Consider the following 16,271-nt stretch of genomic DNA (forward strand, 5'->3'; position numbering starts at 1 on the left):
TGATCCACGCGGTTGCTCTTCGCGGGCGTAGTTTAATGGTAGAACATGAGCTTCCCAAGCTCAGAGCGCGAGTTCGATTCTCGTCGCCCGCTCCACGGCGAAGCCCCAGGTCACCGACCTGGGGCTTCGCCGTTGTCTGGGCCTCTCGACACCTGCCGTGCCCTCCGCGTGCCCTGAGAAGCCGCTCTTCGAGCGGGGGCTCGGCCTTCCGTCGAGCCCGCCACGCCGGCTCCGTGCCGGAGCCGGACCCGGCCGGGTCGCGCCGTCAGCGCTGCAGTGTCAGCAGGCCTGGACGGTAGGGGAGGAGGCCGTAGTCGCCGCCGGAGTTGGGGCTGCGGCCCTGGTAGAGGAGCTGCAGGTTGCAGGGGTCGATGGTCATGGTCTGATCGGGGCCGGCGCGGAGCAGTTCGCCGTGGCTGATGTCGTCGGTCCAAGTGGCGCCGCTGTTGGCCCTGCCGGCGAAGGGATTGCTCTCGGTCGTGGCCTGAGGTGTCCACGAGCCGTTCAGACTGGTGGCGGTGAACGAGCGGAAGTAGCGGTGGCCCTGCGAGCCGATCGCCTCGACGATCATGAGGTAGCGGTTCTGGCCCTGCAGCTTGTAGACCTGCGGGGCTTCGAAGAGGTTGTTCGTCGTATCGCTCATGATCACTGTCGAGCTCGAGCCGAAGCTGCTCGGGAAGTTCCCGATCGGCATGCTGGCCCGGTAGATCCTGCCGTTGTCACCGGCGAAGAACAGGTACATGTGCGTGTCGTCGGCGATGAGCGTCTGGTCGATGGGGCCGGTCGGGGAGTCGGAGATGCGTCCGGAGAAGAGCTCCTGCTCGGCTGACCAGCCGTTCGGGTTGGTGGGGTCGTTCGATGTCCGGTAGGAGAAGGAGGTCCTGCCCCACTGGTAGGCGAGCACCCAGATGTTCCTCGGTGCGAAGTAGAAGAGCGTGGGCGCGACGGTGGAAGCCGACATCGCGTTCTGGTTGGCCGACCCCATCTGCGACCAGTTACTGAACAGGCTGAAGTTCATCGAACCCCAGCGCGTTCCTGTGTCGTGCGTCGTCGCATAGACGAGGTGCTGGCCGTTGTAGGGGACGACGGTGAAGTCCTTGAGCGAGACCCACCCCGGCATGGGCTGCGCCAGCGCGCCCGTTGATGTCCAGCGGTATGTCGACGGAAGAGCGCACGGGCCGGGGTCGCTGTCGCCGACCTTGACGAGCCGCCACTGCTGGTTGGCTCCGCCCCAGTCGTCGTACTGGACGATGTTCGCGTTGTCCGCGGTGGACCCGCCGTGCACTTCGAGGGCCTTGTTGCTGTGGCGCGAAATGAACCGCACGTAGCCATCCGAGCTGTCGGCGAGCCGCCACTGCTGGTTGGTGCCGTTCAGGTCGGCCCACTGGACGATCGAGCCGCCGTTCGCGGTGGACCAGTTGTGGACGTCCAGGACCTTGCCGGAGTGGCGGGACTTGATCCGGTAGTAGCCGTTTCCGGAGTCGACGAACTGCCACTGCTGCTGGCTCTGATCGTTCCTCGTCCACTGGGTGATGCGGGCGCCATCGTTGGTCGCCCGGTTGTAGACGTCCAACGCCTTGCCGCTGTTGCGGTTGACCAGCACATACGAGGCGTCGGGGTCGACGGTCGCCGCGCCGGCGGGCTGGGCACCGAGGAAGGTAGCCACGAGCAGCAAGGGCGCAAGGACGGCGAGCAGGCGTCTTGGGCGGAGCGGGGACGGACGGTGAAACGACATCAGAGGCCTCCCTTTCTGGGGTCGAGTGAGGTCACCCCGATGAACCGCGGATCGGCCGGCCGGGGGACAGGGACCGGAGTGGCACTGGTGCGGCCGTTATTGCCGACGAGTTGGTGCGCGGTGCACTCAAGCCGGAACACTTCGCCGTGCACTGAGACGAGAGAGGTCTCCGGCCTTCAGCCGCCCCACCGGCTGAAGGCCGGTGGTGACGGCTACCGCCAGGGGCGGACACGCTTCCGGCAGGTCCAGGCGTCCGGAGGTGTTGGCCAGAGAGACCTCCGGGGCGGGAAGCGTCGGTTTCCGATATTCTTACGAAACTTCTCGGACTCTTTGACGCCACAAGCTAGGAACGCAGGGCCTCCCGGTCAAGACCTGTCACCGATCTGTCCACAAACAGTTCGCCCCCTTCGGGCGGGAGCGAGCACGTCCGGCCCTGGCCGGCACTCGACCTCGTGCGGCCCCGGCCGGAGCACGGACCCCGTCACCTCAGGGCTGCACGGGGTCGCCGACGTGCTGATTCGAGCCTTCCGCCGGGGCCCGTCCCTACGGCATCCGCCGACGGCGGCGCTGTGGTCTGGCGGTTCCCCGCCCGACTCGCCGGACTTCCGGAAAGTTTCGGGGAGTACACGGAGATTTCTTCTGCACGAGGGGTTGACGATACACCGTCAACCCCTCAATCCTCCTGTCTGACAGGTCGGTTACCGTTCGATCCTTCGAACAGCGCGCCCCAAGCAGTCGGTACCGCACGGCAGAACCGCGCACGACAGCACCCGCTCCACCCCGTTTCCGATCCGGTGAGGTCCGCACCAGCGCATCCTGACTCTTCGCCAGGTGGAGAGGTATGGGACGCCGCGTGGCGGACCCCCGGCTGAGCCGCGATGGACTACCCCCATGTCTCTGTCGAAACCCCGCCACCGACCCGTTTCCGGCACGCGCGGCCGTGGTCGTCCGCTACGGTCCGGCGCCGGGGTCGCTCACCGTCCCGCCGAGTCCGCTGCCCTTCACGCACCCATGGTGTCCGGTGATCCCGCAATGCACGGCTTCCGGCCCGCCTCGCCCGTCTGCCGCGTCGGAGCGGACGACGCCTTCCGCTGCACTTCGGTCCTTCCGTGATTTCCACCCTTGGAGGAACAGTCATGGGCTCGTATGCCATTCCCCCACCCGCCGTCCGACGGAGGTTCCGCGGTCTGCTGACAGCGCTGGTCGTCGGCGTCCTCGGGGTGGTCGGTGCACTGGTCGCGCCGACGGGCGCACACGCCGCCGAGAGCACGCCCGGCGCCGCGGCGGCGCAGAGCACGCTCGGAGCCGCGGCGGCGCAGAGCGGTCGTTACTTCGGAGTCGCCATCGCCTCGGGCAGACTGAACGACTCGGCGTACACGACGATTGCGAACCGCGAGTTCAACTCGGTGACGGCCGAGAACGAGATGAAGATCGACGCCACCCAGCCCCAACGGGGCCAGTTCAACTTCACCGCCGCTGACCGCGTCTACAACTGGGCGGTGCAGAACGGCAAGCAGGTGCGCGGCCACACCCTGGCCTGGCACTCCCAGCAGCCCGCCTGGATGCAGAACCTCAGCGGCGGTGCGCTGCGCCAGGCGATGATCGAACACATCAACGGCGTGATGGCCCACTACAGGGGCAAGATCGTCGAATGGGACGTCGTGAACGAGGCCTTCGCCGACGGCGGTTCCGGAGCCCGGCGTGACTCCAACCTGCAGCGCACCGGCAACGACTGGATCGAGGTCGCCTTCCGCACCGCGCGCGCCGCCGACCCGGCCGCCAAGCTCTGCTACAACGACTACAACGTCGAGAACTGGAACTCGGCCAAGACCCAGGCCATGTACGCCATGGTCCGGGACTTCAAGCAGCGCGGCGTGCCGATCGACTGCGTCGGCTTCCAGGCGCACTTCAACGACGGCAACCCCTACCACAGCAACTTCCGCACCACCCTGCAGAGTTTTGCCGCTCTCGGCGTCGACGTGTCCGTCACCGAACTCGACATCCAAGGGGCCTCGCCCACGACCTACGCCAACGTGACCAACGACTGCCTGGCAGTCGCGCGATGCCTCGGCATCACCGTCTGGGGTGTGCGCGACACCGACTCCTGGCGATCGCACCACACCCCGCTGCTGTTCAACGGCGACGGCAGCAAGAAGCCCGCCTACGACGCCGTCCTCAACGCACTCAACGGCGGCTCGTCGGAGCCCCCTCCGAACGGGCAGATCAGGGGCGTCGGTTCGGGCCGCTGCCTGGATGTGCCGGGCGCCAGCACCACCGACGGCACCCAGGTCCACCTGTGGGACTGCCACGGCGGCACCAACCAGCAGTGGACGCACACCGCCGCCGGCGAGCTCAGGGTCTACGGCAACAAGTGCTTGGATGCCGGCGGCACCGGCAACGGCACCAGGGTCCAGATCTACAGCTGCTGGGGCGGCGACAACCAGAAGTGGCAGGTGAACTCCGACGGCTCCATCGTCGGCGTCCAGTCCGGCCTCTGCCTCGACGCCGCAGGCTCCGGCAACGGCGCCCTCCTCCAGCTCTACTCCTGCTGGAACGGCAGCAACCAGCAATGGACCGTCGCCTGATGAGAAATGCCGCTGACAAAGGAGTGAATCGATGAAGACCTACGGTACGGCTCTTCCCGCCCGACCACGCAAACCTCGATGGTGGTCCCGGTTCACCGCCGTGCTGGCGGCGTTCATGGCGACCGGCCTGCTCACCTCGGTGATGACCACGCCCGCTCAGGGATCGCCGGCGCCCGCCGAGGCGGCCGCGGTGGACACGGGCGCCTGGTACGTCCTGGTCAATCGCCACAGCGGCAAGGCGCTGGACGTCGCCGGCGTCTCGACCGCCGACGGCGCCGCCCTCCAGCAGTGGACACGCCACGACGGAACCAACCAGCAATGGCAGTTCGTGGACTCCGGCAACGGCTTCTACCGGCTCAAGGCCCGGCATTCGGACAAGGTTCTCGACGTCGCCAACGCCTCGACCGCCGACGGCGCCGCGCTCCAGCAGTGGACCGACCACAACGGGGCCAACCAGCAATTCCGCCTGGCCGACTCCGACGCGGGCCACATCCGGCTGATCAACCGCAACAGCGGCAAGGCGGTGGAGGTGCAGGGCGCCTCCACCGCCGACGGCGGCAGCGTCCTCCAGCACACCGACCAGGGCGGCGCCAACCAGCAATGGCAGATGATCAAGCTGTCGTCCGGTGGCGAGGGCGGATGCGGCAACGCCCCGAATCTGACAAGCGGTACGCACACGATCCAGAGCGGCGGCAAGAGCCGCAGCTTCATCCTCAGAGTTCCCGACAACTACGACAACAGCCACCCCTACCGGCTGATCTTCGCGTTCCACTGGCGAGGCGGAACCGCCGGCGACGTCGCCTCGGGCGGAACGAGCGGGAACGCCTGGTCCTACTACGGCCAACAGGAACAGTCGGACAACACCGCGATCCTCGTCGCCCCCCAGGGTCTCGGCAACGGCTGGGCCAATGCGGGCGGTGAGGACATCACCTTCGTCGACGACATGATCCAGCGGATCGAGGACGCCCTCTGTGTCAACCCGGCACAGCGTTTCGCCACGGGATTCAGCTGGGGCGGCGGCATGAGCTACGCGCTCGCATGCTCCCGGGCGAACGAATTCAGGGCCGTCGCGGTCATCGCCGGCGCCCAGATCAGCGGGTGCAGCGGCGGCACCCAGCCCATCGCCTACTTCGGAATCCACGGCCTCAGCGACTCGGTCCTCAGCATCGGGCAAGGACGCTCCCTGCGTGACAGGTTTGTCAGCAACAACGGCTGCACTCCCCAGAGCCCGAGCGAGCCCGCGCCGGGCAGCCGCGCGCACATCACCACTACCTACTCGGGCTGCCGTGCCGGGTACCCGGTCCAGTGGGCCGCGTTCGACGGAGGTCACATACCCGCTCCGGTCGACGGCTCCCCCAACGAAAGCGGCGTCGCCACCTGGACCAAGACAGAGATCTGGAGGTTCTTCGCACAGTTCCAGTGAGCCGCCCGAGTAAGCGCGCTCCAGCAGGTAAGGCCCAGGTCAGGGACGGCCGCTTCCAGGGGTCGTCGCAACACGTGGTCGTGTTGATCAGGTAGCGAGCAGTGTGTGCAGGCGCTCGGCTGGGATCTCCCAGCCGGGCGTTTGCGTGGGCGGCCGTTGAGTCCGGCGGCGACGGCCGTGAGGTGCTCGCGTGTGTGGACCGATAGGTCGGTGCCCTTGGGGAAGTACTGCCGCAGCAGGCCGAGCGCCAGTCGTTCGCGCACCGTAGTGGTCGGCGCCGCCAGTTCGTGGGTGCCGTCGCGATGGTCAGCCGGTCGCTGATGATGACGCGTCGTGAGCAAGCCCGCCGGGACACCCAGCCTGCACCTCGCTCCGACTCATGCTCGGGGCCGGCGCCTGGTGGCTCCCACGAGGTAACGGAGGCACGCGGCAAGCGGTCAACAGCACCCGGATGGCGGTCGCGCGCCTCGTCGTCGCCGGTGGCCGACGAGCTGTGCGCCCGCCGTGCCGGCCGGAGCCAGCGCAACTACCGCGAGCACGTCAGGCAGCTGATGGTGCGGTTCGGGGCTCGCAGCCGGAGCGAGCTCGGCTGGCCGGCACCCTGCTGATCGAACGCGGCGTCAGCCCCGCCGCCGGGGCCTGGGCCCTCGGGCTCGGCGGCAGGGAGAAGAGGACGGGCCGGCCGCTCCGGCCGGCGCCCGCCTTCGCCGCCCTGACCCGCTGGTGGGGCCCCTTCCCACTGCTGGCGGCGGCGTCCATCGTCGCGGGCATGGTGCGCGGCAACCGAGGAACGGGCGGCTGCGGGTCACCGGGCCGGTGCCGTCGGCCTGGTGGCTGGGCGGCGGGGGTGCGGGCGGCCAGGGTGCCCGCAGTGCGAGTGCGTGAGCGGGGATGGTGATCAACGCGAGGATGGCGGCAAGGACGGCGAGGACGGAGCCCCAGGTCATCACGGCGCATGGGCCGTGGCGGTCCAGGACACGGCCGAGGGGGATGCCGACCAGCGCAGAGATGAGCAGGCGCCGGAGAACGCCGCCGTGGTCGCGTTCATGGACCAGCCGGTGTCGGCGGCGATGCGCGTGTTGAGGACCGGGAAGGCGTACTAGACGATGCCCCAGCTGGTGACCTGTGTCGCACACGGGGCGGGCGGCGCGGGGCCGCGGCCACGTTCTCGTGACGGGTACGGCCTCGGCGGTGTCGAGGCGGGTCACCGTTGGTCAGCGGCTCGGAGGGTGACGATCACGGTGAACCCTCGAGTCCGCCCACTCGCACGATGCGGTCCCAGCCGCGCCCGCATGGAGCGGGAACGGCCGCAAGCCCGCCTCCCGCTACCGCACCAAAGCGTTCCCACTGAAAGACCTGGCCGTTGAACCCGGCCGCTGAACCCGGCCGGAAGGCCTACCGGCAGGCAACCTGGCGCAAGGGCTCCAAAGGACCCATGCGCTCACGATTCCGGGTGCGCGATGTGCGGGCGGCCGGTATCGCGGCGCGCACCCACGCGATGGCCCGGGCAGCAGGATCCGCCGCGTGGGACGGGGTGCTGCCCGAGCTGACCCTGCTCAGCAGATGGCCGACCCGCCACAAGACGCCCACCGAGTACTGGCTGACCAGCCTGCCCGCCGGCACCCCCCTGGGTCTCCTCGAAGCCGTGCACACGCCCGCAGCCCGTTCAGTGGTCGCTGTAGTGGAACCGGGCCTTGAGGATCTTCACTGCTTTGTCGTCGAACCGGTAGACGATGCGGTGGGTGTCATCGATCCGCCGGGACCAGTAGCCCGACAGGTTGCCCTTGAGGGGTTCCGGCTTGCCGATGCCTTCGGCCGGGGTGCGCTGGATGTCCTCGATGATGCGGACGATCCGGCGCAGGGTCTTGCGGTCCTGGCCCATCCAGTACGTGAGGTCGTCCCAGCCTTCCGGGCTCCAGGTGATGTCCCTCACGCGGTGCCCTCGGTGATGTTCCGCAGCTCATCCATGGTGGTGGTGACCGCGGGTTCCTGGCCTCCCTTGTCGCGGGCTACGGCGGCCAGCAGGCGGGCGGCGTTGGCGGGGGTGGACAGCAGGTACATGGTTTCCTGCCAGGCTTCGTAGTCGTCCTCGGACATGAGCACGGCGTTGCCCTGCTTGGAGCTGATGCGGACGGGGGCATGATCCTCGTTGACCTGCTTGATGAGCGGGTAGAGGTTGGTGCGCGCTTCGCTGGCGCTGATCGTCATCGAGGTCCCTCTTTCTCCCATTCCAGCCCTTGCCGGTGCGAAATACGGTACCAGGACCGTACGAAATAGCGTACCGGGAAGGGATGAGACTTCACTGTTCCCGCCGTCGGGCCGGGACCGGTCACCTCCTGACTCCCGCCGCCGGAGGGGGCGTGCCGGCCTCATGACGGCAACGAGGTGGTGACGACGCGGGGCAACGGACAGGGGACCCGGCAGTCGGCATCACGGGCCAGGGCCAGAGACAGAGAGGAGCGCGCCGCATCGCGAACCACTCGGACTCCATACTCGCAAAATTGATTACTCTCATTGTGTAGTATCGCGTCATGGCACTGGGCAACGCGGTACTGGCCGCCCTCCTGGAGGGCGAGGCATCCGGATACGACCTGGCGAAGGGCTTTGACGCGTCGATCGCCAACTTCTGGATGACCACCCCCCAGCAGCTCTACCGGGAGCTCACCCGCATGGAGGCCGAAGGTCTGCTCACCGCCCGCGTCGTCCCGCAGGAGCGCCGCCCCGACAAGCGGCTCTTCTCGCTCACCGAAGCCGGGCGCGCCGCCCTGCGGAAGTTCGCCGCCGAGCCTCCCAGGCCGGGCACCATCCGGGACGAACTGATGATCAAGGTGCAGGCCCTGGACGAGGCCGGTCCCGAGGTCGTCCGGGAATTCGTCGAGGAGCGCGCCCAGTGGGCGCGCGGCAAGCTCGAGCGCTACCACCGGCTGCGTGAGCGGCTGCTGGACGGCCGCACCGAGGACGAGCACCTGCGTCACGCCGACCGCATCGGCCCCTACCTCACTCTGCTGCGCGGCATCTCCTTCGAGGAGGAGAACCTCCGCTGGTGCGAACGCGTCCTGATCATCCTGGACGAACGCGCCCACGCCACGGACCGCACCCCACAGGCCCCGGGAGACCCCGCATGACCGACAGCCGCTACCAGCGCTATGTCGCCCTCGGCGACAGTCAGACCGAGGGCGTCGGCGACGGCGACGACACCACCGGCCTGCGCGGCTGGGCCGACCGCCTCGCCGAACGGCTCGCGGTCACCAGCCCTGGCCTCGTCTACGCCAATCTCGCGGTCCGCGGCCGCCTGGCCGGGCAGGTGCATGCCGAACAGCTCGCCCCAGCGATGGAGTTGCGCCCGGATCTGGCCACCGTCGTGGCCGGCATGAACGACCTCGTCCGGCCCCGCTTCGACGCCGACGAGGTGGCCGGCCACCTGGAGGCGATGTTCGCAGCGCTGACCACCTCAGGCGCCCGCGTCGCCACCCTCACCTTCCCCGACATCTCCCGCATCACCCCGCTTGCCCGCTTCCTGGCCCCCCGGGTCACCGCCCTCAACGCCCGCATCCGCGCCGCCGCCCACCGACACGGCGTCCTCGTCGCCGAGACCCACGGCCACCCCGTCATCACCGACCCCCGCCTCTGGAGCATCGACCGCCTCCACGCCAGCCCGCTGGGCCACCAGAGGATCGCGGACGCCGTCGCCCACACGCTCGCCCTTCCCGGCATCGACGCCTCCTGGACCGAGCCGCTGCCTGCCGTACCCGGGCCCGGCCGCGTCCAGGCGACGATCACGGAACTCCGCTGGACAGCCACCTTCCTCGGCCCCTGGATAGGCCGCCGCCTCCGCGGCCGTTCCTCCGGCGACCACCGCACTCCCAAGCGCCCCCACCCCCTGCCGGTAGGCGGATGAACAAGGCACCGACCCGGGCAAGAACCAGGTGTGTCCGGACGCTCCGGTCAAGGACGCCCGCCGGTGTCGACGCGCGGCGACGGCTCGTTCCCGGGGAAAGGCCGCCGGTTCGCCGTTACAGGGCCGGTGCTTGCCGTAGCGGACACCCCTACTGCTCGCCGACGCTCCAAGGAAGTGGCGGACGCCTCTTGTCCGACCCCGACCCCTGCCCCGGCCGGCTGTTCCACATCAGCAGCAGGTCGCGCGCGTAGAAACGCGCCCTCGGATACCACCGCTGCCCGTCCACCGTGTTCGGGAGGGTGTCGGGGCGATCGTCCTTGATCTGCGACACGCTGCGGCCGTCCACTCCGATCAGCCTGGCGAATCCCCCCAGCGTCACCTCACGGTCCAGGTCCTCCTCGTCCAGCTCCAGCGGAGCAGCTCGACGCGGGCGGAAGGGTTCCAGCTTGACCGGGTCGTACCACGCGCTGCCCCCGCCTCCGCCCTGGTCGCTCATTCCGCGCCGAGGACGCTCCGGGGCCGGAAAGTCCGGATACCGGCGCGGCATCACATGCACGACGTAACCATGGCTGTAACCCACCTCGGCAGCCCACTCCTTCAGCGTCACCCAGCGCCTGTCGGACTCGGCCACGATCCGCTCCTCCCAACCAGGAACCGGATCCACGCTACGGCAGAACCAAGCCTCTGCGGTGAAGAGTTGGGGAGGAAGGTCACGAAGGGCGACACCGGGTTCGCAACGAGATCACCGCCGAACCGACCGTGCCGGCCGGCTTCTCGCGGCCTCGGGGTGCGTCAGAGACCGGTGATTCCCAAGCTCAGGGTCGCTCGCCGGGATCGCCATCGCCTTGGGGTTGTTCCAGCCTCCGGGCGATCTGCTCGAGGGCGGCCAGGTCTGCCGGGGTGAGGCGGTCGATGAAGTGGTGCCGTACTGACTCGACGTGGGCCGGTGCGGCGTTCTTGAGTGCGTCCAAACCTTCTGCGGTGAGCACCAGAAGGCAGCCCCGGCCGTCGGTCGGGTCCAGTGCCCGGCGCAGCAGACCGCGTGCTTCCATCCGGGTCGCGTGCCGGGACAGCCGGCTGCGTGACCAGCCCATCTTGTCGGCCTGTTCGCCCAGCGTGCTGGTATGCGCGGGACGCTCCGACAGCGTGCTCAGCACTTCGTAGTCGGGTTCGGACAGACCGATCGCGGCCAGATCGCGAACAGTGCCGGTCTGGACAGTGACCATGATCCGCCGGAAGGCGCGCCAGGCCCGGTTCTCGTCGGGGTTCAGCCAGCGCACGGCATCGGCCGAGGAGGTCGTTGACATGTAATCAACCTAACACGTAGGTTTCGTTTCCATGTCAACGAAAAGGCTTCGTATTCTCGCTCTGATGTGCAGCACCCGCCCGGGCGCCCTCGGCCCTGCCGTGAACCGATGGCTGATCGACGCGACCACCCCCCGTGCGGAGGAACTGGGCGTCGACCTCGTACCGGTGGCCCTCGGCGACCTGGAGCTGCCCTTCCTGGATGAAGAGGAACATCCGTCATCGGGCGTCTACCGGCATGAGCACACCCGCCGGTGGAGCAGGATCGCGGACGCGGCGGACGGATTCATCGTGGTCACACCGGAGTACAACTACGGCATGCCGTCGACCCTCAAGAACGCGCTGGACTACCTCAGCGTCGAGTGGGCGTGGAAACCGATCGGCTTCGTCAGCTATGGCAACACATCGGCCGGCACCCGTTCCGTCCAGCACGCCAAGCAGGTGGTGACCACACTGCGCTTGGTCCCGTTGGGTGCAACTGTCGCGATCCGCATCGGTGACGCGGTGGAGAAGGGGCGGCTACGGCCGGACGCAGCCCGCGACACAGCGGGTGTCGCCCTCGTGGACGAGCTGGTCCGGGTCGCCCACGCCCTGCGGCCGATGCGCGAGCGCGCACGAGCCGGGACCGCGTCCACTCCCTTGCCAGGGGCCTACGCCCGGCGTCTGACCCCGGATGACGCCGCGGAGGTCACCGTGCTGCAGCGGTGCTGCTGGGTGGAAGAGGCCCTGGGCAACGACACCCTCGCGGTACCGGCCCTGCACGAGTCGCTGGAGGACGTGCGCGGGTGGCTGGCGAGCTGGCACGCCACAGGCATCTGGCTCGACGGCCGGCTGCTGGGTATGGTCCGGGCCCGCCCCGTCGAAACCGACTGGCACCTGAGCCGGCTCGCCGTCGTGCCCGATCTGCGCGGCCGAGGGATAGGCCGGTGGCTGTTGCGTACCGCCGAGACAGCCGCCGGACCGGACCTCCGCCGCATCCTGCTCTTCACCGGCGCCAAGAGCCTGCAGAACATCGACTTCTACGAGCGGGAGGGATACCGGCCGGTGGCAATCGCCGGCCCTGACGGAGCCGTCTGCCGCGCCAAGGACATTGCTGGTCAACGGGACTGACGTGGAGTCGGGTGGCGCGGCCGTCCAGGCCTCTTCTCACCGGGTTGCCGGCCACCCGACGCCCACGGCGGTGGCTGCGGACGCCGAACCGGCTGGGGAAAGCGCTTTGTCCGGCTCAGCCGCAGGTTCAGCGGAAGGCGGACACTCCGGCGAAGAAGACCAGCAACACCGTGCCGGCCGTCGCGCCGGCCACAAGAGTGGAGTTGGCCATGGCGACTCCCGTGCGCAGCAGCACATCGCGACATCCCTCATGGAGCGGAGAGAGATCGTCGAGCTGGAGCGGCGCGCCGAACGCGGCGAGTGGGCGGCGCGGCAACGCGCGCGCTGCTGTCCGCAGCAGCAGATGATCCGCACCTCAGCGGACTTCCCCGGTACGGGCTGCGCCTGAACGGCACTGTCGCAGCACCGCCCGTACCCGAGCAGTCAACGTGAGCCGACCGTGCCGGCCTCAGCGAAACGCCGAGCCCGCCGCAGCGACAGCACGGCCGTGGAAACGGCGGCGGGGGTGCCGATGCTCACCTGTACTCCCCCGTCAGCAAGAGGCGCGCAGGCAAGTCGGCACGCAGACCCGGCATGACTCCGTCTGCTGCCCGAGTGACCTGTTGTGCCCCTGGCGATCGGGCTCCGCCGGTCCGCGGACTGTGGGCGTCGATGCCCCATCCACCCGAACCGTGGCAACCGGGCAGAGCGCGCGAGTTCGATCCTCGTCGCCCGCTCCGGACCGAACCCCCGGGTCGGCGACCCGGGGGTTCCTCGTAGGGCGAGGCACCGAGGGGGACCGTGCGTCAGTTGCGTGCCCTGATGAGGACCGGGTGCCCCCATCAGGGCCCTCACCTGCCGACGGCCACGCGGTGCGTCACGTTCACGCCCCGATGGGCGGGTCAGGACTTGCGGATGGTCATCACGTTGTTGTTGGACGGGAGCCCGTACTTGTACTGCTGGCAGTCCATGGACCTGGACCGCTGGACCACCGTCCACCCGGCCGGAACGTCGAACAGGCCGCAGATCGTCCGGGTGCTGCCAGCCGGAAGCCCGGTGAGCTTCACCAGGTCGGTCCGGTTGTGGTAGTCGCTGCTACCGCCACGGCTCCGGTTGCAGTCGGAGATCGACGAGTACTTGGTGACGTGGAATCCGGCCGGCCGCGGGCTGTAGGTGCACGCCGACACCGTGCCACCGGCGCCCACGCCGCTGGTGTCCGTGATCCGCTTCATGTTGTACATGCCGCCACCGGTCGGACCGCACTGAGTGCTGTCCCAGTACCTCACCTCGACCCACCCGGCGGGTGTGCTCGTCGAACCGCACACGTCACTCGACGTCGCGGCATTGGCCGTGCCCGTCGTCATCGATCCACCCAGCAGCACTGCGGCCAGCACCACAGCTGCACGTCTGTACCCGCTCATCCCCACACCTCCGGTTACCGTTCGATACGCCCTTGCGGGACGAGAAGACGCATGGCGGTTCCCATCCAAGCCACTCCCGCAAGTGGTCAAATCCTGTGCCGTCACGGTCACTTACCGAACGGCATTGAGCATAGTGGAGCATACTCAGCGGTGGCTCAGGCCGCGGGCGGCACGTCCGGTACCAGTTGCTCGGGACGGAGGGCGACACGGCGCTTCCACCTCGTCGGGCTGGAGGCACACCCTCGCGGAGTTGTTCCGGCCACGGCGCTCCCCGCCCCGCTCAACCCCTACGTCCCCTCCGCCAGTCCTTGATCAACGCGGTAACTTCATTCAGCTCTACGACAACTGTCGGACAGCCGCTGCCCCCTCCCCTGTCATGCAGGCCCCGTCAAACAGTCGGTGCTTTTTATTGCGTTGTCGATCCAGAGAGACTGAGGAAACATCCCGGTCATGGGACAGCCTGCTGAGGTGCTGCGTTTTGACCGGGTCGAACTGCGCCGATGGCGTGTCAACGACATCGACACGCTGCATCGGGTGATCACCGAGTCGCGTGATCACCTGCTGCCATGGATGCCCTTTGCAGCGACGCACGACCGGAAGCAAGGAACAGCCTTCCTGACGTACTCCGAAGAGCAGTGGGCCACGGGGCAGGAATATCTGTACGCGATCACCTCGGGTGGAGTAGTGGCCGGCAGCTGCGGACTGCACCGCCGGATTGGAACGGGCGGTCTGGAGATCGGGTACTGGCTCCATCACGCGTGGACGGGGAAAGGGCTGGCCACTATGGCCGCGGCTGCCCTCGTGCAGGCCGCTCGAAAGCTGCCAGGAATCGATCGCGTCGAAATCCACCACGACAAGGCCAATTCCGCGAGTGGTGCCGTTGCCCGCCGTTTGGGCTTCACCGAGCTCGAGCACGTGCAGGTGTCGGACGGGCCGGAAGCACCCGGCGAGACGGGCATCGACGTGAGATGGCGTCTCCGGATCTGAGCGGGCCGGGAGGGTGTCGGAGCGATCATCCTTGATCTGTGAAGCTGCGGCAGGCCACTCCGATCAGCTTCGCGACTTCCCCGGTGTCGCCGCACCGTCCAGGTTCTCCGCGTCCAGCTCCACCGGAGCAGCTCGGTGTGGAGCGGTCCGCACGATGCGAACACCGGCGCGTCCCGCGCGAGCCGCTGTCACAATCGGGGGATGGCAGAGATCACTCAGAAGGAAGGCACCTGGGCGTTCGACGGGGAAGTTCTGCGGCTGGTGCCCGGGCGGGGGCGAGGCGTGCATCAACTGCGCATCGAGATGGGCGAAGTGTCCATTCCGCTCGCCGCGATCGCTGGGGTGTCGTACGAGCCCGGCCGGAAAGGCGGGCGCCTCCGCCTGCGGATGCGCGAGGGCGCCGACCCGTTCACCCAGGGGGCCCCGGATCTGCCGGACGCGGCCAATCCGTACAGCCTTCAGGTGGACAAGGACAGGGCCGGAGCCGCCGAGTATCTCGCGGACGCGGTGCGCAACGCCCTGCTGCTCGAGCAGGTCCCGGTGGACACCCCGAGCGACCGCTACCTGCTGCCCGGCCCGCCGGTTCCCCGCGTCTTCCAGGGCTCCGACGGCAGGGTGCACTTCGACGGCGAACAGGTGCGCATCGAGTGGGACTGGGGCGCGGAGGAGGTCAAGAAGTCCGCCGGTCCGCGGACGATACCGCTCTCGGAGCTGGAGCGAGTCGAGTGGACCAGGGCCACCTGGGAGAACGGCTCGCTGCGCTTCGTACCCAAGGGCAACTACGTGCCCATGAAGGGGACCCACGACCCCTATGCCGTCGTGCTGTGGGGCCTACGTGAAGCGAGGGAGATCGCGCAGGGCGCGCTGATGGTCGCCGCCGTCTCCGCGAGGCTGCCGCACCCCTCCGGGGGCACGCCCGCTGAGCCGGCCCGCCTGACGAAGGAGCCGCACACGCCGGGCGAAAAGCGTGAGCACGACCACGACGGGCTGCTGCGTCGGCTTCGGGAGCTCGGGGAACTGCGCGCGTCCGGAGTGCTTACCGAGGAAGAGTTCACGCAGGCCAAGCGGGCCCTGCTGGAACGCTTCTGAGAGATCGGCCCGCGACAGTGACGGAGAGCGGCGGCACAGGAATCGCCCCCCGGTCGGCGTGCCGGCGCGCCCTTCAGGGCGGTCAGCACGGGCACACTCGACCACTCGGTGCCTCGACCACTCGGTGCAGAGTCCTCAGGAGCCCTTGTAGTCGAGGCCCTTTGCGGCCAGCGCCTCACCGAGAATGGCAATCGCCTTCGGTCCGACCCCGTGAATGGCCAGCAGCTCCTTTCGCGAGCGGGCAGCCACCTGCTCAAGGCTGGTGATGCTGTTGAGAGAGAGCTCGCGTGCGGCAGTCCTGCCGATCTCGTTCGGGAGGTCCCCCACCGGACGTACATCAGGTGTTCGGGTCATCGGGCTTCCTTCCGGTCGGTGCGCAGCGAGCGGGACTGAAGCGCCATGTGGCAGTTCAGCTCAGTCGTCGGTTTTTTCGTCAAGCTACCCCACTTCCCGGCGGAAGAGCCTCATGGTTCTCGCGACCTCTAAGCAGTTGTCGACCTGGCGTTTCGTCCATACCTTCGCAGCCGCATACTTCTGCTGGTTCTGTCAGCAGGACGATGGGACACGGTTCGCGGCCACGTGCGAAGGTCTGACCGACGAGGATGCGAGGAAGGCACCCCTGCCGAGCTCGCCCCTGATGTCCGTGGCGGGTGTGGTCAGCCGTGTGGCGCTGGTTCGAGGGCACCTCGACCTGCTGCGCGACATGGCGGACGGCGTCACCGGAGGCTGAGGAGCGGCC

16 protein-coding genes, 1 tRNA gene and 2 pseudogenes are annotated in these 16,271 nt (G+C 68.5%); 10 read left to right on the plus strand and 9 right to left on the minus strand.

Annotated features, from left to right (window positions below):
- Positions 1-21 precede the first annotated feature (21 nt).
- Positions 22-95: transfer RNA gene (locus tag PJ985_RS00635), tRNA-Gly, on the plus strand.
- 170 nt (positions 96-265) lie between these two features.
- On the opposite strand, the gene PJ985_RS00640 is transcribed toward PJ985_RS00635, so the two are convergent.
- A complete protein-coding gene (locus tag PJ985_RS00640) occupies positions 266-1,735 on the minus strand; it encodes a non-reducing end alpha-L-arabinofuranosidase family hydrolase (RefSeq protein WP_271681482.1) in 1,470 nt (489 codons plus the stop codon).
- Positions 1,736-2,871: 1,136 nt separating this feature from the next.
- On the opposite strand from PJ985_RS00640, the gene PJ985_RS00645 reads away from it, so the two are divergent.
- Positions 2,872-4,320, plus strand: a complete 1,449-nt coding sequence (locus tag PJ985_RS00645; protein WP_271681483.1) for an endo-1,4-beta-xylanase — start codon at positions 2,872-2,874, stop codon at positions 4,318-4,320.
- A gap of 31 nt (positions 4,321-4,351) precedes the next feature.
- Entirely contained in the window at positions 4,352-5,743 is a 1,392-nt protein-coding gene (locus PJ985_RS00650) for an RICIN domain-containing protein (protein ID WP_443033340.1), read from the plus strand.
- Between the two features lie 87 nt (positions 5,744-5,830).
- On the opposite strand, the pseudogene PJ985_RS00655 reads toward PJ985_RS00650, so the two are convergent.
- The 4 genes and pseudogenes from PJ985_RS00655 to PJ985_RS00670 all read right to left on the minus strand — a co-directional run.
- Positions 5,831-5,985: pseudogene (locus PJ985_RS00655) on the minus strand (IS30 family transposase); the annotation flags it as partial.
- 543 nt (positions 5,986-6,528) lie between these two features.
- Positions 6,529-6,914, minus strand: a pseudogene (locus PJ985_RS00660) (hypothetical protein); the annotation flags it as partial.
- A gap of 495 nt (positions 6,915-7,409) precedes the next feature.
- A complete protein-coding gene (locus PJ985_RS00665) occupies positions 7,410-7,676 on the minus strand; it encodes a Txe/YoeB family addiction module toxin (protein WP_271681484.1) in 267 nt (88 codons plus the stop codon).
- Positions 7,673-7,951, minus strand: a complete 279-nt coding sequence (locus PJ985_RS00670; RefSeq protein WP_271681485.1) for a type II toxin-antitoxin system Phd/YefM family antitoxin — start codon at positions 7,949-7,951, stop codon at positions 7,673-7,675. Before PJ985_RS00670 ends, PJ985_RS00665 begins: the two co-directional genes overlap by 4 nt.
- 323 nt (positions 7,952-8,274) lie before the next feature.
- Here PJ985_RS00670 and PJ985_RS00675 point away from each other — a divergent pair, with 323 nt between their 5' ends.
- Together PJ985_RS00675 and PJ985_RS00680 are read left to right on the plus strand one after the other, a co-directional pair.
- Positions 8,275-8,868, plus strand: coding sequence for a PadR family transcriptional regulator (locus PJ985_RS00675; RefSeq protein ID WP_271681486.1), 594 nt, complete (start codon positions 8,275-8,277; stop codon positions 8,866-8,868).
- Complete coding sequence (locus PJ985_RS00680) at positions 8,865-9,641, plus strand: SGNH/GDSL hydrolase family protein (protein ID WP_271681487.1); 777 nt, start codon at positions 8,865-8,867, stop codon at positions 9,639-9,641. The genes PJ985_RS00675 and PJ985_RS00680 overlap by 4 nt, the downstream gene beginning before the upstream one ends.
- Before the next feature lie 148 nt (positions 9,642-9,789).
- Here PJ985_RS00680 and PJ985_RS00685 read toward each other — a convergent pair whose 3' ends face one another.
- Positions 9,790-10,272: a hypothetical protein gene (locus PJ985_RS00685; protein ID WP_271681488.1), complete on the minus strand. Its 483-nt coding sequence runs from the start codon at positions 10,270-10,272 to the stop codon at positions 9,790-9,792.
- A 184-nt stretch (positions 10,273-10,456) separates the two neighbouring features.
- On the minus strand, positions 10,457-10,948 hold the full coding sequence (locus PJ985_RS00690) for a MarR family winged helix-turn-helix transcriptional regulator (protein WP_271681489.1): 492 nt from the start codon (positions 10,946-10,948) through the stop codon (positions 10,457-10,459).
- A 31-nt stretch (positions 10,949-10,979) separates the two neighbouring features.
- Between PJ985_RS00690 and PJ985_RS00695 the strand changes: the two genes are divergently transcribed.
- Positions 10,980-12,056 (plus strand): GNAT family N-acetyltransferase, encoded by a 1,077-nt coding sequence (locus PJ985_RS00695; RefSeq protein ID WP_271681490.1) that lies wholly within the window; start codon positions 10,980-10,982, stop codon positions 12,054-12,056.
- A gap of 250 nt (positions 12,057-12,306) precedes the next feature.
- Positions 12,307-12,444 (plus strand): hypothetical protein, encoded by a 138-nt coding sequence (locus PJ985_RS00700; RefSeq protein ID WP_271681491.1) that lies wholly within the window; start codon positions 12,307-12,309, stop codon positions 12,442-12,444.
- A gap of 493 nt (positions 12,445-12,937) precedes the next feature.
- On the opposite strand, the gene PJ985_RS00705 is transcribed toward PJ985_RS00700, so the two are convergent.
- Positions 12,938-13,456, minus strand: coding sequence for a hypothetical protein (locus PJ985_RS00705; RefSeq protein ID WP_271681492.1), 519 nt, complete (start codon positions 13,454-13,456; stop codon positions 12,938-12,940).
- A gap of 450 nt (positions 13,457-13,906) precedes the next feature.
- Here PJ985_RS00705 and PJ985_RS00710 point away from each other — a divergent pair, with 450 nt between their 5' ends.
- Complete coding sequence (locus PJ985_RS00710; RefSeq protein WP_271681493.1) at positions 13,907-14,443, plus strand: GNAT family N-acetyltransferase; 537 nt, start codon at positions 13,907-13,909, stop codon at positions 14,441-14,443.
- 201 nt (positions 14,444-14,644) lie between these two features.
- The gene (locus PJ985_RS00715; protein ID WP_271681494.1) at positions 14,645-15,532 is read left to right on the plus strand and encodes a DUF4429 domain-containing protein; all 888 of its coding nucleotides are present in this window, start codon (positions 14,645-14,647) and stop codon (positions 15,530-15,532) included.
- A 135-nt stretch (positions 15,533-15,667) separates the two neighbouring features.
- Here the strand turns inward: PJ985_RS00715 and PJ985_RS00720 are convergent, their stop codons facing one another.
- Positions 15,668-15,886: a DNA-binding protein gene (locus PJ985_RS00720; RefSeq protein ID WP_271681495.1), complete on the minus strand. Its 219-nt coding sequence runs from the start codon at positions 15,884-15,886 to the stop codon at positions 15,668-15,670.
- 112 nt (positions 15,887-15,998) lie between these two features.
- On the opposite strand from PJ985_RS00720, the gene PJ985_RS00725 reads away from it, so the two are divergent.
- Positions 15,999-16,262, plus strand: coding sequence for a hypothetical protein (locus tag PJ985_RS00725; RefSeq protein ID WP_271681496.1), 264 nt, complete (start codon positions 15,999-16,001; stop codon positions 16,260-16,262).
- Positions 16,263-16,271: the final 9 nt, after the last annotated feature.

This window comes from Streptomyces sp. ACA25 (assembly GCF_028200735.1).
Classification (GTDB): domain Bacteria; phylum Actinomycetota; class Actinomycetes; order Streptomycetales; family Streptomycetaceae; genus Streptomyces.